The organism is Pseudomonas bharatica CSV86, from assembly GCF_000319305.2.
Classification (GTDB): Bacteria; Pseudomonadota; Gammaproteobacteria; order Pseudomonadales; family Pseudomonadaceae; genus Aquipseudomonas; species Aquipseudomonas bharatica.
In genome coordinates, this window is record NZ_AMWJ02000001.1 from 2,841,940 (window position 1) to 2,863,149 (window position 21,210).

16 protein-coding genes and 1 pseudogene are annotated in these 21,210 nt (G+C 64.6%); 9 read left to right on the plus strand and 8 right to left on the minus strand.

The window, feature by feature from the left end; all coding sequences use genetic code 11:
• Window positions 1-9: 9 nt before the first annotated feature.
• From CSV86_RS12655 to CSV86_RS12665, 3 genes are all read right to left on the minus strand, one after another.
• Entirely contained in the window at window positions 10-1,326 is a 1,317-nt protein-coding gene (locus CSV86_RS12655) for an OprD family outer membrane porin (RefSeq protein WP_009401412.1), read from the minus strand.
• Window positions 1,327-1,401: 75 nt separating this feature from the next.
• Window positions 1,402-2,703 (minus strand): MFS transporter, encoded by a 1,302-nt coding sequence (locus tag CSV86_RS12660; protein ID WP_009401408.1) that lies wholly within the window; start codon window positions 2,701-2,703, stop codon window positions 1,402-1,404.
• Between the two features lie 48 nt (window positions 2,704-2,751).
• Window positions 2,752-3,930, minus strand: a complete 1,179-nt coding sequence (locus tag CSV86_RS12665) for a M20 aminoacylase family protein (RefSeq protein WP_009401407.1) — start codon at window positions 3,928-3,930, stop codon at window positions 2,752-2,754.
• A gap of 133 nt (window positions 3,931-4,063) precedes the next feature.
• On the opposite strand from CSV86_RS12665, the gene CSV86_RS12670 reads away from it, so the two are divergent.
• The 5 genes from CSV86_RS12670 to CSV86_RS12690 all read left to right on the plus strand — a co-directional run bounded on the left by CSV86_RS12670 (window position 4,064) and on the right by CSV86_RS12690 (window position 8,750).
• Window positions 4,064-5,017 (plus strand): LysR family transcriptional regulator, encoded by a 954-nt coding sequence (locus CSV86_RS12670; RefSeq protein WP_009401406.1) that lies wholly within the window; start codon window positions 4,064-4,066, stop codon window positions 5,015-5,017.
• Between the two features lie 236 nt (window positions 5,018-5,253).
• Window positions 5,254-5,853 carry a 2-hydroxychromene-2-carboxylate isomerase gene (locus CSV86_RS12675; protein WP_009401405.1) on the plus strand — a complete coding sequence of 200 codons (600 nt, stop codon included), beginning with the start codon at window positions 5,254-5,256 and terminating at the stop codon, window positions 5,851-5,853.
• Between the two features lie 3 nt (window positions 5,854-5,856).
• Complete coding sequence (locus CSV86_RS12680; protein WP_009401404.1) at window positions 5,857-6,561, plus strand: SDR family NAD(P)-dependent oxidoreductase; 705 nt, start codon at window positions 5,857-5,859, stop codon at window positions 6,559-6,561.
• 57 nt (window positions 6,562-6,618) lie between these two features.
• Complete coding sequence (locus tag CSV86_RS12685) at window positions 6,619-7,182, plus strand: TetR/AcrR family transcriptional regulator (protein ID WP_009401401.1); 564 nt, start codon at window positions 6,619-6,621, stop codon at window positions 7,180-7,182.
• A 44-nt stretch (window positions 7,183-7,226) separates the two neighbouring features.
• Window positions 7,227-8,750 (plus strand): FAD-dependent oxidoreductase, encoded by a 1,524-nt coding sequence (locus CSV86_RS12690; RefSeq protein ID WP_009401400.1) that lies wholly within the window; start codon window positions 7,227-7,229, stop codon window positions 8,748-8,750.
• On the opposite strand, the gene CSV86_RS12695 is transcribed toward CSV86_RS12690, so the two are convergent.
• A complete protein-coding gene (locus tag CSV86_RS12695; protein ID WP_009401398.1) occupies window positions 8,717-9,919 on the minus strand; it encodes a sugar transporter in 1,203 nt (400 codons plus the stop codon). The genes CSV86_RS12690 and CSV86_RS12695 overlap by 34 nt on opposite strands.
• A 369-nt stretch (window positions 9,920-10,288) precedes the next feature.
• On the opposite strand from CSV86_RS12695, the gene CSV86_RS12700 reads away from it, so the two are divergent.
• Window positions 10,289-10,969, plus strand: coding sequence for a GNAT family N-acetyltransferase (locus CSV86_RS12700; RefSeq protein WP_009401396.1), 681 nt, complete (start codon window positions 10,289-10,291; stop codon window positions 10,967-10,969).
• A 931-nt stretch (window positions 10,970-11,900) separates the two neighbouring features.
• Here CSV86_RS12700 and CSV86_RS12705 read toward each other — a convergent pair.
• The 4 genes and pseudogenes from CSV86_RS12705 to CSV86_RS12720 form a co-directional block, all read right to left on the minus strand.
• Complete coding sequence (locus CSV86_RS12705; protein ID WP_009401394.1) at window positions 11,901-12,875, minus strand: Bug family tripartite tricarboxylate transporter substrate binding protein; 975 nt, start codon at window positions 12,873-12,875, stop codon at window positions 11,901-11,903.
• Between the two features lie 32 nt (window positions 12,876-12,907).
• On the minus strand, window positions 12,908-14,410 hold the full coding sequence (locus CSV86_RS12710; RefSeq protein WP_009401392.1) for a tripartite tricarboxylate transporter permease: 1,503 nt from the start codon (window positions 14,408-14,410) through the stop codon (window positions 12,908-12,910).
• 9 nt (window positions 14,411-14,419) lie between these two features.
• On the minus strand, window positions 14,420-14,881 hold the full coding sequence (locus CSV86_RS12715; protein WP_009401390.1) for a tripartite tricarboxylate transporter TctB family protein: 462 nt from the start codon (window positions 14,879-14,881) through the stop codon (window positions 14,420-14,422).
• Between the two features lie 79 nt (window positions 14,882-14,960).
• Window positions 14,961-16,030: pseudogene (locus CSV86_RS12720) on the minus strand (LLM class flavin-dependent oxidoreductase).
• A gap of 242 nt (window positions 16,031-16,272) precedes the next feature.
• On the opposite strand from CSV86_RS12720, the gene CSV86_RS12725 reads away from it, so the two are divergent.
• From CSV86_RS12725 to CSV86_RS12735, 3 genes are all read left to right on the plus strand, one after another.
• On the plus strand, window positions 16,273-16,881 hold the full coding sequence (locus tag CSV86_RS12725; RefSeq protein ID WP_009401386.1) for a cysteine dioxygenase family protein: 609 nt from the start codon (window positions 16,273-16,275) through the stop codon (window positions 16,879-16,881).
• Window positions 16,878-18,461 carry a rhodanese-related sulfurtransferase gene (locus CSV86_RS12730; RefSeq protein ID WP_009401384.1) on the plus strand — a complete coding sequence of 528 codons (1,584 nt, stop codon included), beginning with the start codon at window positions 16,878-16,880 and terminating at the stop codon, window positions 18,459-18,461. The genes CSV86_RS12725 and CSV86_RS12730 overlap by 4 nt, the downstream gene beginning before the upstream one ends.
• 337 nt (window positions 18,462-18,798) lie before the next feature.
• Complete coding sequence (locus CSV86_RS12735) at window positions 18,799-21,207, plus strand: TonB-dependent receptor plug domain-containing protein (RefSeq protein WP_009401269.1); 2,409 nt, start codon at window positions 18,799-18,801, stop codon at window positions 21,205-21,207.
• The last annotated feature ends 3 nt before the right edge of the window (window positions 21,208-21,210 follow it).

The window sequence follows — 21,210 nt, forward strand, 5'->3', positions numbered from 1 at the left end:
CCTCGGGGGTCAGAAGCAGTTCAACGGCCATTCGAGGATCAGCATGTGCATGTTGACGTCGCCATCCGGCTGACCCCGCCTGGCATCGTGCAGGCCTTCGCGCAGGCGGATGCGCAGGTCCTTGGCGGAACCGGACTGGACAACGTACCTGGCTTCCAGGTCGAGCTCCTGGTGCTGGGCGTCATCGGCTCCGTCCCAGGCGCCGTAATGGCTGTTGTCCGAACGCTGGATGTCATAGCCGAACACGTAACGGCCCATGAAGCTCAAGCCTGGGAATCCGCTGGGGGCCATGTCGAGGTCGTAGCGCAGTTGCCAGGACTTTTCATTCGGCCCATTGAAGTCGGAAGCCATGATCGGGTTGCTCAGGTAGATCGAGTTGCCGAAGGCTCCCGAGCCGTTGTTGCCGAAGCCGATGTAGTCGAACGGGGTGCCGCCGATGATCCGCTGGTAAGCAACCATCAGCCGGTGCCGGCCAAGGCTGTAGGCCAACTGGGCCGAGTAGGCCGTTGTGCGGATGTCGCCGGCATTGGCCCGGCCTTCGTCGCGGGTGTGGTAGAGGTTCAGGTCCAGGGCGATGCGCGAGCGGTCTTCACGCTCCCAAAGGTAACTGCCGCCCAGGTAGGCCTGGCGCCATAGGTCCTCGAATTGCGCGCCATACAGGCTCACGCTCCAGTCCCTGCTCTCGTAGCGCCCGCCGGCGAAGCCGACCGAGTCGGTAGGTACGAATGCATAGTTGGCCCAGAGCTCGCCTTTGTTGCTGGTCGAGGATGGTTCAGTGCCCGCCGTGAAGCGCCCCGTCTCCACGAGCAGCCCTTCGATGTCACGATTGGCCAGTAGCCACCCCGTGGCGGTACTCGGAAACAATCGGGTATCGGAGGTCGCGAAGACCGGGTTGGTCACCTGCATCTGGCCATAGCGCAGCTCGGTCTGGCCATGCCGGGCCTTGATCAACACGCCGGCCCGGCCAAAGCTGCGCTGTGCTTCGCCCTCGTGGTTCATCTGGATATTGCCGTATCCGGCATGGCCGTCACCACCATCGAGCTTGAAGCCGGCGAAGCCATAAGCGTCGAGGCCGAAACCCAGCGGCCCCTGGGTGAACCCGGAGGCGAAGTTGGCCCGCATGCCCAGCGACACGTCGCGAGGGTCGCGCCGGTCATGGGCGAAACGCTGGTGTCCGTCCCCTTTCATCTGGCTATTGAGCACCGTGGACCTGCTGCCGATCACCAGATGACTGTCTTCGATAAAGCCGTTTGCAGCCTGCGAGTACGCGCTGAACAACAGCGGACACGCGAGCACGAGCGGCCAGCCGGCCGTTAAGGTTGTCATGAATCTACCCACCAGGAATCCATCGTCATTTTTGTTGTTGTCGAGAAAGCGGGTGTTGCCTGTTGCGCGAACGGCTCAGTCGAGCCGCCTGCCGACGGTTTCCTTGACCATCGCCAGGCCCGCCAGGGTGGCGCACAGGCAGAGCATCACGTAGAGCGCCGGTGCGTGCTTGTCGCCGGTCAGGTCGATCAGGCCGGTGGCGAAGAACTGCGCGAAGCCGCCGAAGATGCACACGCCCAGGCAGTACACCAGCGACAGCCCGGTGGCGCGGAGCGAGCGAGGGAACATCTCGGTCAGCATGACCATCGACGGCACGGTGATCAGTACGAGCAGGAAGGTGGTGGCGAAGGACACGAACAGCAGCGTGCCGAGGGTCGGGAAGTGGGTCATCAGCATGAATGCCGGGTAGATCAGCAACAGCATCGGGATGCTGCCCATGGCGATGGTGCGACGCCGTCCAATGCGGTCGCTCAGACGCCCCGCCCACAGCGACAGGACGATCTGCACCGCAGCCCCCAGGCAGGACGCACCGATGCCGGTCTGCATGGGCAGCTTGAGGATGGCGACCGTGTAGTTGGTCATGTAGTCGAGCACGATGTAGCTACTGGCAGTGCCGCCGATGGCCATCAGCACCCCGGCCACCAGCGTGCGACGGTGCCGGGTGACGATCTGCTGCAGTACCGGAGTGGTTTCGTCCTGGTCTTCGCGCTGCCCGGCGGTTTCCTGGAGGTGACGACGCATGTAAACGCCGATGGGCAGGATGAACAGGCCTACGGCAAAGGGCACGCGCCAGCCCCAGCTTTCCAGCGCTTCGGGGTCCAGGCCGGTGGTCAGGGCCAGGCTGATGGCCGAGCCGAGAAGAAAGCTCAGCCCCTGGCTGAAGAACTGCCAGCTGCCGTAGAAACCACGGTTATGGTCGCCGGCATATTCCATGAGCATCGCAGTGGACGCTCCGACTTCGCCACCGATGGCAAAGCCCTGGATAAGCCGGGCCAACACCACCAGCACCGGCGCGGCAAGGCCGATCTGGGCATAGGTCGGCGCAGTCGCCAGTACCGCCGAGCCCAGCGCCATCAGGCTCAGGGTCAGCAGCATCGCCGGCTTGCGTCCGGCACGGTCGGCATAGGCGCCGATGACGATGCCGCCCAAAGGGCGCATGACAAAACCCAGCCCGAAGGTAGCCAGGGCCAGCAACAGCTGGCTCAGCTCGCTCTGCGCCGGGAAATACTGGCGGCCGATAAGGGTCGCGAAAAAACTGAAGACGGAAAACTCGAAGAACTCCAGCGCCGAGCCGATGGTGATCGCCGCGATGGCTCGCGAGGTCAACGCTCGGGAAACCGGTGCGGCGCCGGCCGCCTGGGTAACGGTTGCAGACATGACAGGTCCTCCGCCTCGCGCTGCCGCGAGGCTGGCAAGTGGCGGCATTCAGGCCAGGAAGGTTTCGACCAGGCGTACCCAATAGCTGGCGCCAAGCGCCAGGGCTTCGTCGTTGAAGTCGTAGCCGGGGTTATGCACCATGCAGCCCCCCTCGCCGTCGCCATTGCCGATGACCAGATAACAACCCGGGCAGTGCTCCAGGATCACGGCGAAATCCTCGCTGCCGGTCAGTGGCTGGATTTCGGCGACCACTGAATCGGCGCCGATCCAATCGAGCGCAACCTGACGCGCGAACGCGGTGGGTTGTTCATGATTGAACAGCGCCGGGAAGCGCTGCGACTCGTCCACAGCCACACTGGCCCGGGCACCGAAACTCTCGGCCTGGGCCTGCGCGATCCGTGTGATGCGCTCAATGAGCTCGTCGCGCACCTCGGTCTTCAGGGCCCGCACGCTCAATTGCAGCCGGCAGTGTTCGGGTATCACATTGGGCGCGTGGCCAGCGTTGAATGCACCGACCGAGATCACACCGCAGTCCAGCGGGTCGATATTCCTGGCTACCACGCTTTGCAGGGCCATGACGATCGCCGAGCCCGCCAGGATCGCATCCACGGCCTTGTGCGGCATGGCACCATGGCCGCCGACGCCGTGGATGTCGATGGTGACCGTATCGGTCGAGGCCATGAACGGCCCGGTGCGAAAGCCGAACGTACCGACCGCGAGGCCGGGCATGTTGTGCATCGCGAATACCGCATCACAGGGAAAGCGTTCGAACAGCCCGTCCTCCAACATGCTGCGCGCGCCGCCGTCACCCTCCTCGGCGGGCTGGAAAATCACGTTCAGGGTGCCATCGAAGTTGCCGTCGGCAGCGAGGTACCTGGCCGCCGCAAGCAGCATTGCGGTGTGCCCGTCATGACCGCAGGCATGCATCTTTCCCTCGAAGCGGCTGGCATAGGGCAGCCCGGTAAGCTCCTCGATCGGCAGAGCGTCCATATCGGCACGCAGGCCGATCCGGCGCTGGCCGCTACCGCGTTTCAGCTGGCCGACTACGCCGGTCCTGCCGATACCGCGGTGAACGTCATAGCCCCATTCCTGGAGCTTCGACGCAACCAGGTCACTGGTGGCGAATTCCTCGAAACTCAATTCAGGATGGGCATGCAGGTGCCGACGCACGCCGATCATTTCTTCTTCGATGGCCTTGATACCAGGAAGTACTGCAAAGTGGCTCATGAGGTTTCCTTCTTGTTGTTCTGCGCATGGCTGGGCATGCTTGCGGCCATCATAAAAAACCACCCCGCACCCCGGGCAGCCGCAAAGAGGTTGGCCTGAAAACCAGGGGTTTACGCCGGAACGTCCTCGCCTCATGAAACTGCACCAACTCCAGGCCCTTGTGTCCATTGCCGACAACGGCAGCATCCGCGCCGCCGCACGCAAGCTCGGTATCTCCCAGACTGCGGCGGCCAAGGCGCTGCGCGAGCTTGAGGGCGAGTTGCAGTTACCCTTGCTCAACCGAAATGCCAGCGGCGTGGGCTTGACCCGCTATGGCAGGTCGCTGCTGACCCACGCCCGGCAGATGCTCGAGCAAATGGGGCGCGCGCAGCAGGAACTGGCCCACCTGAGGGGCGAGACCGAAGGTCATTTGCGTTTCGGGATCTCGCCCTGGATGGGCATGACCTTGCTGCCGGAAGCGGTGTGCCTTTTTCGTCAGCAGATGCCGGGCATTCGCCTGGAGATATTCGAAGGCCTGATGGCCGTGACCCTGCCACGACTGCGCGAAGGCACCATGGATTTCGCCATAGGCCTGGTCTCCGCCTTGCTGCCACGACCGGAGTTCTCCTGCGAACCCCTGTTGTCGTATGAAATGTCGGTCATCGCCCGCAAAGGCCATCCGCGAATGGCGAGCCGCTCGATCCACGAACTGCTGGACCAGGACTGGGTGGTCAATTATCCGGACACCAGCCAGGACGATTTCATGCGCGAACTCTTCTGGCAGCATGATGCACAGATCCCGATCAACCAGATCCAGCGTGCCCAGTCGCTGCAGTTGATGCTCTCGCTGATGGAGCAGACCGATATGCTGGGTTACTGCCCCAAGCCCATGCTGACGGTGCCTATGTACAAGGAGCGTATCGTTCGCCTGGACCTGGCCGAGGAGTTCGCCACCGACACCATCGGCATCGTGACGCCGCGCAATGCGCAGCTCGGGGCGGCCGCCCAGGTCTTCGTCGACTGCCTGCTCCAGACGATCCGCCGGCGCTCGCGCTCATCACGAGCGCAGGACACCGTGTTGTTCGACACGCTGGAACTGCTGGTCTGAAAGCGGTTTTTCGACGACGAAGCACACCCGGCTATTACCCGACGGATCGCCGTCGCGTCGCCACACCAGGCCCAGACCGCCTTATCGGGTGCTGTTGACCAGGCGCTAACACATGGCAGAGGAATGACTCAGCAGAAGAGGAACGCTGCCGAAGATGTCAATTGACATCCTTGCTGGATGATAACTAACATCCACACCAGCAAGACCCCAACCCACCCGCCACAGGACCGGGATCCATGAATCTCCAATCCGTCTTCGACTACACCAGTCCCTACGCCTATCTCGCCAACACACGCCTGCCCGGCCTCGACCATCCTGTCGAGTACCTGCCGGTCGATATCCTCTTCGTGATGAAGCAGATCGGTAACCAGCCCTCGCCCGCGTGCCCACCGAAGGCCCGTTATTCCGGCATCGACGCGGCCCGTTGGGCAGCCCTTTACCAGGTGCCTTTCGCCCCCAATCGCGCCTTGTTCCAGGCCATGCGAGAAGGACGGCTGGATAACGCCCTGCTGGTGCGCCTTGCCGTCGCCGCCCAGCAGGCCGGGGTGTTCGAAACCCTGCACCCTGCCCTGTTCGCGGCGGTCTGGGCCGGCAGCGACGACCTGGCCAGCACGCAAGGCCGGGAGGCGTTCCTGCGTAACCTGGAGCTAGATGCCGACCTCTGGCAGCTCGCCGACAGCCCGCACGTGCGCGAACGCCTGGCCGCCAATAACGCGCTCGCCATCGAGCGCGGCGTTTTTGGCGTGCCGACCTTTTTCTGCGATGACGAAATGTTCTTCGGCAACGACCGCCTCGATTTCGTCCGCGCCGCCATTGCCCAATCCAAAGGAGCCTGAACCATGACCATCAAGAAACTTGCCATCGTCACCGGCGTCGGCCCGGGTACCGGCGCCTCCATCGTCCGTCGCCTGGTGGCCGACGGCTACCGCGTGGCCATGCTGGCGCGCAACGCCGAACGCCTCGCCGCCCTGCAGGGCGAACTGGCGGACACCCATGCTTTCCCGGTGGACGTCAGCGATAGCGCGCAACTGCAGCGCACGCTGGAGCAGATCCAGGCCGAGCTGGGCGACGCCGATGTGCTGGTGCATAACGCCGTCGGTGCCACCTTCGGCAATTTCCGCGAAATCGATCCGCAGGCCCTGGAAACCAACTTCCACACCAATGTCATGGCCCTGCTGCAACTGGCCCGCACGCTGTCGCCGGCAATGGTGGAAAAGGGCCAGGGCGCGATCATCGTCACCGGCAACACCTCGGCCTTGCGCGGCAAGGGCCATTTCGCCGCCTTTGCTCCAACCAAGGCGGCGCAGCGCATTCTCAGCGAGTCGATCGCCCGCGACCTGGGCCCCAAGGGTGTGCACGTGGCCTACCTGGTGATCGACGCGGTGATCGATGTGGAATGGACACGCAAGATGCACCCGACCAAGCCGGATGCGTTCTTTATCCAGCCGGACGATATCGCCGGCGAGGTCGGCCATCTGATCCAGCAACCCCGCAGCGCCTGGAGTTTCCTGAGCGAAGTGCGACCATTCGGGGAGACCTGGTAAGCCGCAGCTCGGGGCGGTGCTATCATCCGCCCCCGGACCACGCAGGAGACCGCCACCATGGGCCATTCCCAAGCCAGCAAGCAGAGCACCCACGAACGTATCGTCGCCATCGCCGCCGAGCGTTTCTGCGAGCTGGGCCTCGACGGCCTGAGCATTGCCAACCTGATGAAGGAAGCCGGCCTGACCCATGGCGGCTTCTACAAGCATTTCGACTCCCGCGACCAATTGGTGGCGGAGGCGCTGGACGCGGCGTTCAAGCGCTCGGAAGACCCGCAACGTAGCCACCGGGCGAATTTCCCCACCCTGGTCAGCGAATACCTGAGCCCCGAGCACCGCGACGGCGTCGGCACCGGGTGCGCGGTCGGTGCGCTGGTCAGCGATATCGGTAGGGTCGAGGGCGAGGCCCGCGAGCTGTACACCAACAAGCTGCGCGCCAACATCAAGGGTATCGCCCGCCTGCTCGGCGGTGATGATGAGGAAAAGCGCAAGCAGGCCATGGTCGCCTTCAGCGCCATGGTCGGCGCCCTTGGCCTGTCCCGGGCCTGCGCGGATGACGCGCTATCGCGGGAAATCCTGACAACGGTGCAAGCGTTCCTCCTCGCCAGCTTCGGCGAAGACTGACGCCCACCTCTACACTCTCCTGACAATCACCAGGAGAGCGTGGCATGAATGACACAGAAGTCCTGATCATCGGCGCCGGCCCCACGGGCCTGGTGCTTGCCCTATGGTTGAGCAGGCTGGGCGTCAAGGTGCGCATCGTCGACAAGGCGACCGGCCCCGGCACCACCTCCCGCGCCCTGGCGGTCCAGGCGCGCACCCTGGAACTGTATCGCCAGCTGGACCTGGCCGACACGGTGGTCGAGCGCGGCCATCAGGTGCCGGCGGCCAATCTGTGGGTCAGGGGGCAAAAGGCGGCGAAGCTGTCCTTGCAGAACATCGGCGCTGGCATGACGCCCTACCCCTTCCTGGAAATCTACCCGCAGGACGAACACGAGAAGCTGCTGATCGAGCGCCTGCAAGGCTTCGGCGTCGAGGTGCAGTGGAACACCGAACTACTCGAACTGAGCCAGGATGAAGAGCAGGCCGTGGCCCGCTTGCGCCTGCCCGATGGCCACGAAGAAGACTGTCGCGTACCTTACCTGGCCGGCTGCGACGGGGCCCGTTCGGCGGTGCGCAAGGCCCTCGGCATCGGCTTCCCCGGCGGCACCTACCAGCAGGTGTTCTATGTTGCCGACGTGCAGGCCTCGGGGCCGGCGCTGGACGGCGAACTGCACGTGGACCTTGACGAGGCGGACTTCGTCGCGGTCTTCCCGCTGGCCGGAACGGGCCGCGCACGGCTGATCGGCACGGTGCGCGACGAGCGTGCCGAACATGTGGAAAACCTCACCTTCGAGGATGTCAGCAGCCGCGCCATCGAGCACATGCAGCTCCAGGTCGAACAGGTCAACTGGTTCTCCACCTACCGTGTGCACCACCGCGTGGCCCAGCAGTTCCGTCGCCACCGCGCCTTCCTGCTCGGCGACGCCGCCCACGTGCACAGCCCGGCCGGCGGCCAGGGCATGAACACCGGGATCGGCGACGCCATCAACCTGGCCTGGAAGCTCGCCAGCGTATTGCACGGCAAGGCCACCGACGAACTGCTCGACAGCTTCGAGATCGAGCGCAAGGCGTTTGCCGAACGCCTGGTCGCCACTACCGACCAGGTCTTCAACTTCGTCAGCGCCAATGGCCGTGTCGCCAATCTGCTGCGCACGCGCCTGGCACCGGTGCTGCTGTCGCGGCTGATGGCGATGGGCAAGGTGCGCAGCTTCATGTTCCGCACGCTGTCGCAGATCGGCCTTAATTACCGCCTGATGCCCCTGAGTTTCGGCACGGCCGGGCACGTGCATGGCGGCGATCGGCTGCCCTGGGCCCATGATGAGACGGCAGACAACTTCGCCGAACTGGCACGGCCCTGCTGGCAGGTGCATGTCTATGGGCTTGCCGGCAAAGACCTGACGGGCTGGTGCGCGGCGCGGCAGATCCCCTTGCAGGTGTTCGCCTGGAGCCCGGCCCACGAAGCCGCCGGGCTGGCGCGCAACGCGTTCTACCTGATCCGCCCCGACAGCTATGTGGCGCTGGCCGAGGCGTCTTCTTCCACCGCCGCGCTGGAGCGCTACTTCACCGAGCGCTCGCTGAGACCCTGCTGAACCCCGAAGAACCGCCAGGTGGCGTACAGGCACAGGACCAGGCCGGCCACGGCCAGCGAACCGCCGACGCCACCGATCCAGGCCAGGCCGACCTGGCTCACCACGATGCTGCCCAGCAGCGCCCCGCCGCCGATACCAACGTTGTACAGGCCGGAGAACATGGCCATGGCCACGTCCGTAGCATCCGACGCCAATTGCAGCACCTTGGACTGCAAGGCCAGGCTGAAGCACATGATCGCCATGCCCCACAGCGCGCACAGGGCGCAAAGCAACCACGGCACCCCGGCCAGCGGCAGCAGCAACGACAGGGAAACGGCCAGCGCGGCGATGGCGGCGATCAGGAAACCGCTCGGGAAACGCTCGCTGAAGTGGCTGAACAGGAACGAGCCGAAGATCCCTGCACCACCAAATACCAGCAACAGGATGGTGGTCATCTCGCTGCTCAGCGCCGCCACTTCCCGGGCGAACGGCTCGATATAGCTGTAGCCGGTGAACTGCGCGGTGATCACCAGCACCACCAGGGCGTACACCGACATCAGCGCCGGACGCTTGAGCAGGATCGGCAGGCTGCGCAGCGAGCCGGAGTTCTGGCTTGGCAGCAGCGGCAGCGAACGCAGCAGCCACAGCAGCGTCGCCACCGAGACCACGGCGATCCCGAGGAAGGTGGTGCGCCAGCCCAGCGCTTCACCCACCACCCGGCCGAGCGGGATGCCGAGGACCATCGCCAGGGTGGTGCCGGTCGCCAGCAACCCCAGGGCCTTGGCCTGCTTGCCCGGCGGCGCCACGCGCACCGCCAGCGACGCGGTGATCGACCAGAACACCGCATGGGCCAGGGCGATGCCGACCCGGCTGACCAGCAGCATGCCGAAGCTGGTGGCCATGCTCGACAGCACATGGCTGACGCTGAACAGCACGAACAGCAGGCCCAGCAAGCGGCGGCGCTCGATATTGCGGGTCAGCAGCATCATCGGCAGCGACGTCAGCGACACCACCCAGGCATACACCGTGAGCATCAATCCGACCTGGGACGCCGGCATATCGAAACTGCGCCCGATATCGCTGAGCAACGCCACCGGGACGAATTCGGTGGTGTTGAAGATAAAGGCGCCGAGGGCCAGGGCGAAGACACTGAGCCAGCTGCCGCTGCGGGTTTCTGTGGGGCTGATCATGCGCGGGGAAAGGCTCCTGGAAAGGCTGAATCGCGGACGTGACGAAGGCATCCATGACCCTGAGGGTCGGATGTGCCTTACGGTCTTTGTAGGAATGATGGCCGGAGTCTACGTGAGCCAACCCCCTGTCGCAAACGCCTGGCACAGGCTTTTGTCTTGGACGCTAAAACCAGGCGCCAGAATTCCGCCAGTTTTCTGCGCCGCTGCGGAAAATTATTCATCGCCGCTGAAAGCATCGGAATAGAGCGAAAGAAGCCACTCATACACATATTGAAACAACTACCGTGATGGCTTTTTGACGGAGCCCAACGCCGCTGCGCTATACCTGAAAAAACTTCACTTCCTCAAGCAGCCTGTTGCGGAGGCTCTATGCACGCCCTGATCGCCCGACTCCAGCGCAAGGGACTGCGCCGCACCCTCCTCACCCTGTGGCGCCGCCACGTATTTTTCCACTGGGAGCTGCTGTGGATGGAGCGCGACCTGGCGACGCCGGTCGGCCCGCACAGCCTCAAGGACCACCCGCCGGTGCGCCTGGAGACCATCACCGAAGCCAATGCCGATGCCTTCGCCCGTCATTTCGGCGATCGCGTCGGGACCATGCGCGAACTGGCCCGCGAAGGGCATGTCGGGCACATGTACCTGGATGACACGGGCGACGCGGTGGCCTTTATCTGGGCCAGTACCCGCGACTATCACGACCGTCATTACTACGGCTGCACCTTCCCGGTGGCGCCGGGGGACTTCTTCGAATTCGGTGGGGAAATGATCCCCGCCTATTTCGGCACCCGACTCTCGGTGGATGCCCAGGTCGGCCTATGGCAAGCCATGCAGGCACGTGGCTGCAGCCGGGTGGTGGATGTGGTGGAAACCCACAACGTGCCGGCCCTCAAGCTGCACCTGCGCATGGGTTACCAGGAGCAAGGCCGGGTAATGCACGTGTACGGGCTGTTCGGGCGCTGGAAGCTGTTTCGCCAGAGCCGTTACAGCGGCTCGCGGCTGGTGCCGCTGTGCAAGACAAGGGCGCAGCCGGTGAAGGTGGAGATGGCCTGACAGATGATTTCAGGTGATCCCTGTGGGAGCTGGCTTGCCAGCGATAGGGCCGGCAAGAGCAGTGATGTTGCCTGATCTGGCCTCATCGCTGGCAAGCCAGCTCCCACAGGGTTCTCGGCTCACCTCAGGAGTTGTGCAACCCGCTCCGCCGGCAGCCAGTTCACTTGACATTGGCCTGAACATCAGCGGCTTGCACAAATCACTGTGGGAGCTGGCTTGCCAGCGATAGGGCCGGCAAGAGCAGTGATGTTGCCTGATCTGGCCTCATCGCTGGCAAGCCAGCTCCCACAGGGTTCTCGGCTCACTTCAGGAATTGTGCAACCCGCTCCGCCGGCAGCCAGTTCACTTGACATTGGCCTGAACATCAGCGGCTTGCACAAATCACGGTGGGAGCTGGCTTGTCAGCGATAGGGCCGGCAAGGGCAGTGATGTTGCCTGATCTGGCCTCATCGCTGGCAAGCCAGCTCCCACAGGGTTCCCGGCTCACTTCAGGAATTGTGCAACCCGCTCCGCCGGCAGCCAGTTCACTTGACATTGGCCTGAACATCAGCGGCTTGCACAAATCACTGTGGGAGCTGGCTTGCCAGCGATAGGGCCGGCAAGGGCAGTGATGTTGCCTGATCTGGCCTCATCGCTGGCAAGCCAGCTCCCACAGGGTTCCCGGCTCACTTCAGGAATTGTGCAACCCGCTCCGCCGGCAGCCAGTTCACTTGACATTGGCCTGAACATCAGCGGCTTGCACAAATCACTGTGGGAGCTGGCTTGCCAGCGATAGGGCCGGCAAGGGCAGTGATGTTGCCTGATCTGGCCTCATCGCTGGCAAGCCAGCTCCCACAGGGCCTGCAGTGTTTTTTGGAACAGCAGGCACCGATCCTCACCGCGATCTGTTCTGCGCGCGACCACACGGCCTGCAAGGGCATTTATCGCCCCATCATTCCAGGGTGATTTTCCCCGCCTCGATCACCTCGCCCCAGCGCTTGCCATCCTCGGCGATCAATTCGGCGAATCCGGCAGGCGTGCCCTGCTCGACGCTGATGCCGTTCTGGGCAAAGCGCTCGGCGGTTTGCGGTGACCTGGCGATAACGCCAATGGCCCCGCTCAACTTTTCCACCAGTTCCGGCGCCGCGCCCTTGGGCAATACGATGCCGAACCAGCCCGAGGCGACGAACCCCGGCAACCCGGCTTCGGTGGCGCTGGGCACGCCGGGCAGCAGCGGCGAGCGCTCGGCGCTGGTGAGCACCAGGCCCTTGAGCTTGCCGGCCTGGATCTGCGGGGCGAGGACGGTGAGGGTGTCCACCGCCACGTCCACTTCGCCGCCGAGCAGGCCGGTCACTGCCGGAGCGCTGCCTTTGTAGGGCACATGCAGCAGGTCGGTGCCGGACAGGTGCTTGAGCAGCTCACCGGAGAGATGGCAAAGCGTGCCATTGCCGCACGACGAGTAGCTCAACGCCCCCGGCCTGGCCTTGGCCTCGGCGATCAGCGCCGGCAGCGAGTCGATCTTGCTCGATGCCTGCACCGCCACCACGTTCGGCACCGAGGCCACCACCGCCACCGGCACGAAGTCTTTGACCGGGTCGTAGCGCAGGTCCTTTTGCAGGTTCGGCAGGATGGCCAGTTGTCCGGCCGTGGCCAGGGATAGGGTGTAGCCATCGGGCTTGGCCTTGGCCACCGCTTCGGCGGCGATCGCCGTGCCGGCGCCGGGCTTGTTGTCCACCACCACCGGCTGGCCCAGCGATGTGGAAAGCTGCTCGGCGTAGTAACGGCCGATGGTGTCCGCCGCACCACCGGGCGGGAATGGCACCACCAGGGTCAGCGGTCGACTCGGGTAGTTGTCGGCCTGGGCCAGGCCGGTGATGCCCAGGGCCAGGGCGGCCAGGGCGAAGGTGACGGAACGGGCAAGTTTCATGGAGCAATTCCTGGACGAGGGGGAGAAGAAAGTCAGTCTTCGCTGAAGGCCACCTGGCGGGTGGCGCGCAAGCGTGGCGAGCACATCAACAGCACCACCAATGCGGTGACGATCAGCAGGGTCAGGCTCAAGGGCCGGGTGAAGAACACCGTGGGATCGCCACGGGACAGCAGCATCGCCCGGCGCAGGTTCTCTTCCATCAGCGGGCCGAGCAGGTAGCCCAGCAGCAGCGGTGCCGGCTCGCAGCGCAGCTTGATGAACAGGTAGCCGAGCAAGCCGAAGGCCACGGTCAGCAGCACGTCGAACAGGCTGTTGTTGACGCTGTACACGCCAATGCAGCAGAACAGCAGGATCGACGGGTACAGCAGGCGATACGGCACCGCCAGCAGGCGTACCCAGATGCCCACCAACGGCAGGTTGAGCACCAGCAGCAACAGGTTGCCCAGCCACATGCTGACGATCAGGCCCCAGAACAGCTCGGGGCGTTCGTCGATCACCTGGGGGCCGGGGACGATACCGTGGATCATCATCGCCCCGGCCATCAGCGCCATCACCGCGTTGGACGGCAGGCCCAGCACCAGCATGGGGATGAAGGACGTCTGCGCCCCGGCATTGTTGGCCGACTCGGGCCCGGCAACCCCTTCGATAGCGCCCTGGCCGAAGCGCTCCGGCTCCCTGGCCAGGCGTTTTTCGATCATGTACGAGGCGAAGGAGCCGAGCATCGCCCCGCCGCCGGGCAAGATGCCCAGCAGCGAACCGAGCCCGGTGCCCCGCAGGATCGGTTTCCAGCTGCGCCGGTAGTCGTCCCGCGACGGCATCAGGCTGCCGACCCGGGCCACCTGGGCCTTGCCGCCGTGATCGCGCTCGAGGTTGGCGATGATCTCGGCGATACCGAAGATGCCCATCGAGATCACCACGAAGCTGATGCCGTCGCTCAACTCGGGTATGCCGAAGGTAAAGCGCTCGACCCCGGAATTCACATCGGTGCCGACCAGCCCTAGCAGCAGCCCGAGCAAGGTCATGGCGATGGCCTTGAGTACGTCGCCTTGGGCCAGGACGATGGCCGCTACCAAGCCCAGCAGCATCAGCGAAAAATATTCTGCAGGGCCGAATTTCAAGGCGGCTTCCGCCAATGGCGTGGCAGCGGCGGCCAGCAGCAGGATCGCCAGGCTGCCGGCAACGAACGAACCGATCGCCGCGATGGCCAGCGCCGCTCCCGCCCTGCCCTTGCGCGCCATGGCATGGCCGTCGAGACAGGTCACCACCGAGGAGGACTCCCCGGGCAGGTTAACCAGGATCGCGGTGGTCGAGCCTCCATACTGGGCGCCGTAGTAGATACCGGAGAGCATGATCAACGCCGCCGACGGGGTCAGGCCGTAGGTGATCGGCAGCAGCATGGCGATGGTCGCCACCGGCCCCAGCCCCGGCAGGACGCCGACCAGAGTGCCGAGGGTGACGCCGACGAAGCAGTACAGCAGGTTGTTCAGGGTAAAGGCCGCTTGCAGGCCGATCGCCAGGTGATCGAGCAGTTCCATGGCGCGCCCTCAGACCGGCCAGGCCGGCAGGTTGAGGCCCAGGCCCCAGGCAAACACCGCCACGCTGAACAGCCCCAGCACGCAACCGAGCACGGTCAGTTCGCCAAGGTGGGCGCGGCGCCGGGCCAGGCCGCTGAGCAGGGTCATGAGAAGGGTTGACAGGGCCAGGCCCAGGCTTGGCAGCAACAGGGCGAAGGCCACCACGCTGCCGCCTATGGACAGCCCGGGCCGGGCCTGGAACAGCTCGCCCAGCGCCACCCTTTCCCGCGACGACGCCAGGCCGCGTACCAGCAGGACCGCCCCCAGCACACACAGCGCCAGGCTGACCAACCAGGGGAAGTAACCGGCGCCCATGCGCATGGCAGTGCCGCTGGCGTAGTCGCGGCCGATCAACAGGCCGGCCAGGCCGAAGCCGAGAAACAGCAGGCCGGCCAGCAATTCGCGGGCATCGGGAATCAGTCGGGTACGCACGGGTCTCTCCAGGTGCCAGTGTCCGGCACTGTGGTTGACGATCCGCGCGTGCGGTCTCGTGGGGGCTGAATGGAATGGATCAGGCCAGTCGGGCAGCGACCTTGGCCCGAGTCAGCGGCAGCAATTCGCGGCCATAGTCCTCGGCATCGACCACCGGGTCGAAGCCACGGATCAGGAAGGTTTTCACGCCCAGGTCGTAGTAGGCCAGCAAGGCATCCGCCACCTGCTCGGGGTGCCCACCAGCGCGGTGGAGTTGTGCCCGCCGCCGACCAGCCCGGCGATCCCGGTCCATAGCCGTTCATCGACCCGCTCGCCCTTGGCCACGGTGTCGAGCAGGCGCTGGGCGCCGACGCTCTGCGGCTTGTTGGCGATCACCGGGCCGGAGCGCTCGATACGCTGGCGCGCCGTGCCAAGAATGCTTTCGGCCTTGGCCCAGGCGGCCTCCTCGGTGGCGGCGATGATCGGCCGGAACGACACGCTGAACTCGATCTCGCGACCATGGCGAGCCGCCTCGGCACGCACCGCGGCGATGGTCTCGCGGGTCTGCTCCAGCGATTCGCCCCACAGGGCGAAGACATCGGCATGCTTGCCGGCGACCTGCAGCGCGGCCGCCGAAGAACCGCCGAAATACACCGGCAAGTGGGGTTTCTGCAGGGGCTTGATCGCCGAGAAGGCTTTTTCTGCCTGGTAATAGGTACCCGCGTGGTCGAATGGACGTTCCTCGATCCAGACCTTGCGCACCACCTCGAGGAACTCGTCGGTGCGGGCGTAGCGCTGGTCGTGCTCGAGGTAGTCGCCGTCCTTGCGCTGCTCGACGTCGTTGCCGCCGCTGATCACATGCAGGGCCAGGCGCCCATCGAGCAGGTGCTCAAGGGTCGCCAGCTTGCGTGCGGCCAGGGTCGGGGCGACGAAGCCCGGGCGGTGGGCAAGCAGGAAGTGGATCCTGGACGTCGCCAGCCCGGCCAGGGCGGTGACCAGGAAGCCGTCCGGCTGATCGGACCAATAGCCCACCAGGACACGGTCGAAACCCGCCTCTTCATGCACCTGGGCGAAACGGGTGATGTACGCCTTGTCGAAGATCGGGCCGCTGGCGTCGATGGTTTCCGATGACAGCCGATGGCCGATCATGCCGATGAATTGCACGCTCATGCTGGATCTCCCTGAAGGCGGACGGTTATAGGAACGGGGATGTTCAAAACGATCGCTTATAAGCTAACGGTCGCACCGTCCGCTGTGAAATTCTTTTCCGGCATAAGCTAATTCAAAAGATAAAGAATAATCTTTTATCTTTAAAATTCTTGTTTCGCATATTAGCTTATGCGGAATTCGAATTTTGAGAATGATCCTGCCGTTGCTAGGGTTCCTTGAAACCGCAGCCTGAGCCTTGAAAAATGACCCATCCCCTACGTCTCGACCGCCTGCGCCGGTTCATCGGCGACCTGGCCGAACTGCTGGAGCAGGAACACGAAGAAGCCGCCATCCTCGATCGCGGGCAGAACCTGTTGCAGCAATTGGTAGCCCATGATGACTGGCTGCCCCCGGAGCTGGCCCAACCCAGCCCCGAGCGTTATCAGCAGTTCCTCCTGCACGCCGATTCACGCCAGCGCTTTTCGGTGGTGAGTTTCGTCTGGGGCCCGGGGCAGCGCACGCCGATCCACGATCACCGGGTCTGGGGCCTGATCGGCATGCTGCGCGGCGCCGAGTATTCCCAGGGCTTCGCCCGTACCGAAAGCGGCGCGCTGATTCCGGCGGGCGACGCCGTGCGCCTGGAGCCCGGGCAGGTCGAAGCGGTGTCGCCGCGTATTGGCGATATCCATGAAGTGCGCAATGCCCACGATGACCAGGTATCCATCAGCATCCACGTGTATGGCGCCAACATCGGCGCGGTAAAACGTGCCGTGTACCTCGCCGACGGCAGCGAGAAACCCTTTATCTCCGGCTATTCCAACACCCGCCTGCCCAATATCTGGGACCTGTCCAAAGAGAACCCTGCCCCATGAGCACCGCGACTACCCGCTCCTACGCCGAGCTGCGCCAGCACCTGCTGGCCAAGGACGAACTGGCCCTGATCGATGTGCGCGAAGAAGCGCCCTTCGCCCTGGAGCACCCGCTTTTCGCGGCCAATATTCCCCTGTCGAAACTGGAAATCGAGATCTATGCCCGGGTGCCGCGCCGCGATACCCAGGTGACGGTCTACGACGATGGCGAAGGCCTTGCCGCGCTGGCCGCCGAGCGCCTGCGCGAGCTGGGCTACAGCAACGTGGCCCTGCTCGAAGGCGGCCTGGCAGGCTGGCGCGAGGCCGGCGGCGAGCTGTTTCGCGACGTCAATGTGCCGAGCAAGGCCTTTGGCGAGCTGGTAGAAGCCAAGCGTCATACGCCGTCGCTGGCCGCCGAAGAGGTCCAGCAGTTGCTCGATGAAAACGCCGATGTAGTGGTGCTCGATGCCCGCCGTTTCGATGAATACCAGACCATGAGCATTCCCGGTGGCATCAGCGTGCCGGGGGCGGAACTGGTGTTGCGCGTGGCCGAACTGGCGCCGGACCCGAACACCCGCGTCATCGTCAACTGCGCCGGCCGCACCCGCAGCATCATCGGCACCCAGTCGCTGGTCAACGCCGGCATTCCCAACCCGGTCTCGGCCTTGCGCAACGGCACCATTGGCTGGACCCTGGCCGGGCAGCAACTGGCCCATGGCCAATCGCAACGCTTCGCCGAGGTCGGCGACGAGACGCGCGCCAGCGCCGCACGCCGGGCCCGTGCGGTAGCGGACAAGGCCGGGGTGGCACGCATTTCCAGGGACACCCTGGCGGCATGGCAGGCAGAGGCTCATCGCACCACCTACCTGTTCGACGTGCGCACCCCCGAGGAATACGCTCGCGGCCACCTGCCCGGCAGCCGTTCAACGCCGGGCGGGCAACTGGTCCAGGAAACCGACCACAACGCCAGCGTACGCGGCGCGCGTATCGTGCTGGTGGACGACGATGGCGTGCGCGCCAACATGAGCGCTTCCTGGCTGGCCCAGATGGGCTGGGAGGTGGCGGTACTGGACGGTCTGCGCAAGAGCGATTTCAGCGAGACCGGCGACTGGCAGGCGCCACTGCCGGAACTGCCGCAGCCACCGTCGATCCAGGGCGGTGAATTGCAGCAATGGCTGGACGCTGGCGACACCGTACTGCTGGATTTCACCACCAGCGCCAACTATGTACAGCGGCATATCCCCGGCGCGCATTGGGCGATTCGTGCACAACTGGCCCAGGCCCTGGAAAAACTGCCGGTGGCCGAGCGCTACGTGGTGACCTGCGGCAGCAGCCTGCTGGCGCGCTTCGCCGCCGTGGACCTGCAGGCGCTGACGCGCAAGCCGGTATTCCTGCTCGAAGGCGGCACCGGACGCTGGATCGCCGAAGGCCGACCGCTGGAGCATGGCGAAACCAGCCTGGCGGTACCGCGCAGCGACCGTTATCGCCGGCCCTATGAAGGCACGGATAACCCGCGCGAGGCGATGCAGGGGTACCTGGACTGGGAGTTCGGCCTGGTGGAGCAGCTGGGACGGGATGGGACCCATGGGTTCTTCGTGATCTGACACACCACCTATCCAATCCCCTGACAACAGTCCCTGTGGGAGCTGGCTTGCCAGCGATAGGGCCCTAGAGAACAACGGTGTTCTTACTGGCCTCATCGCTGGCAAGCCAGCTCCCACAGGGTTTTTTGCAACTCATTAATAATCATTTTTTGCATATTTATAATTATTTATAATTCAAAAAAAGAATAATATTTATATTCCAAAAAAGAATTTCCAATCAATTTCTTATAAAAATAAGATCAACCCCAGACGATCTCGTCATTCCTTCAAAACACCCCAGGCGATCCACCTGCACCCACACCCAGGGCCAGTGCCAGCTTCGATGGACCAAGCCCGCATGCCCAAGCATTTCCCCTTCAGCGCCCTGACCACCGCCCTGCTCCTGGCCGGACTCGCGCCCCAGGTCGTGGCCGCCAGCAACGATACCCACCTGGACACCGTGACCGTAATCTCCACCGGCATTCGCGGCCAGGAACGCACGGTGGCCGACAGCCCGGCGCCGATCGATGTGATCAACAGCGAGCAACTGCTCAGGACCGGTCGCGCCGAACTCTCCGAAGCCATCTCACGCCTGCTGCCGTCATTCAACTTCGGCACCAACATCGCCGGCTACAACTCGGTGACCCGACCCCTGAGCAACCGCAGCCTGGGCCCGGCCTACACCCTGGTGCTGGTCAACGGCAAGCGTCGGCACAACGGCGCGGTGGGCCAGCGCGGCAACATCGACAACAGCGGCGCCAACGCGGTGGATATCGACCTGATCCCGGTCAGCGCCGTGGACCACATCGAAGTGCTCAAGGACAGCGCCGCCGCCCAGTACGGCTCCGATGCAGTGGCCGGGGTGATCAACATCATCCTCAAGACCAGCGCCTCCGGCGGGCATGTCGAGAGCAGCTACGGCAAGCTCTACTCCGGCCAGGGCGAAACCATCAAGGTCGCCGGAGACCAGGGCTTCAAGCTGGGTGAAAGCGGCTTCCTGCACCTCTCCGCCGATGCGCGCAAACGCGGCGATGCCGCCTGGAACGGCAAGGCCGACAGTAGCGTGAGGGCCTTCCGCGACCCGGTGAAGGAAGCAGCCTGGGACCGCGTTGCGATCAAGAACGGTGACCCCGAGATCAAGGCCTTCAACCTCGCCTACAACGCCGAACTGCCGCTGGACGCCCTGACCCTGTACTCCTACGCCACCTACGGCGAACGCGATGCCGAGGCCTACAACTACTTCCGCCTGCCCACCGGCACCGCCGCGGTGCCCGAGCTGTTCCCCGACGGCTACTACCCGCTGAACAACATCAAGGACCGCGACTACCAGTTCCTCTTCGGCGGCAAGGGCGAACGCGCCGACTGGCACTGGGACCTGAGCACCACCTACGGGCGCAACAATATCCACCACTCCAGCGACTTCAACATCAACCCGTCCCTGGGCACCGCCAGCCCGACCAGCTTCGACAACCTGGCGACCTTCCGCTTCGAACAGTGGGTCAACAACTTCGACCTGACCCGGCGCTACGACAGCCTGTTCGGCCTGACCTCGCCGGTGCAGGTGTCGGCCGGCCTGGAACACCGCTGGGAGCGCTTCAGCACCTTCGCCGGCGACCCCGAGGCATACATCACCGGCAGCTACCCCGCCGCCTCCGGGGCCCAGGCCGCCGTGACCCTGCGCCCGGAAGACGAAGTCAGCCTGATCCGCAACAACTACGCGGCCTACCTTGACCTGGGCTTCGACCTCACCGAGCGCTGGTTCCTCGACCTCGCCGGGCGCGTCGAGCACTACGACGACGATTCCGGCAATACCTTCGGCCTCAAGCTCAACTCGCGCTACGAGCTGACCGACCAATGGGCCGTGCGTGGCACCGTGGGTACCGGCTTCCGCGCGCCGTCCCTGACCCAGATCGGCTACACCGTGGCCGACAACCGCGTCGCCACCGACGTCAATGGCAACGTAGTTCCGGCAGTGACCCGCCTGACCCCGTCCGACAGCAGCCTGGCCGCCGCCCTCGGCGGTGACAAGCTCAAGCCGGAGAAATCGCGCAACCTCGGCCTGGGCGTGACCTGGCAACCGGCACCGCGCACCAGCATCACCGCCGACGCCTACCTGATCGACATCGACGACCGCATCACCCTGACCAGCAACATCTACGACCAGGGCAACGGCGTGATCACCTCGATCCTGCAAAGCCAGGGCGTGGCCCCGGGCACCTGGGTCAACTACTACACCAACGCCTACGACACCCGTACCAAGGGCCTGGACATCGTCGCCGACCACAGCACCGACTTCGGCGCCTGGGGCGACGTGCGCTGGAGCCTGGCGTTCAACTGGAACAAGACCAGCATCGAGGACGTGCGCGACACACCGACGTCGCTGGCCGGCTCCGGGGTAACCCTGGTGGGCCGCGACCGCGAGGGCGACCTGACCGTGGCCAGCCCGGAAACCAAGTGGATCCTCGGCGCCAACTGGAAGGTCGACAACCTTGCGGTCAACCTGCAGACCACCCGCTACGGCAGCGTCAAGACCCTTGCGGTCAACCCCAGCGGCGATCGCAGCTTCGGCGCCAAATGGATCACCGACCTGGACGTGGCCTACACCTTCTTCGACCAACTGACCGTCAGCATCGGCGCCACCAACCTGTTCGACGTGCGCCCGGACAAGCATGCGGTGTACAGCCCGCTGGGCCTGGCACCCTACGGCAACCCGCCATTCCACCCTGGTGGTGGCTATTGGTACAGCAAGATCGCCTACGACTTCTGACCC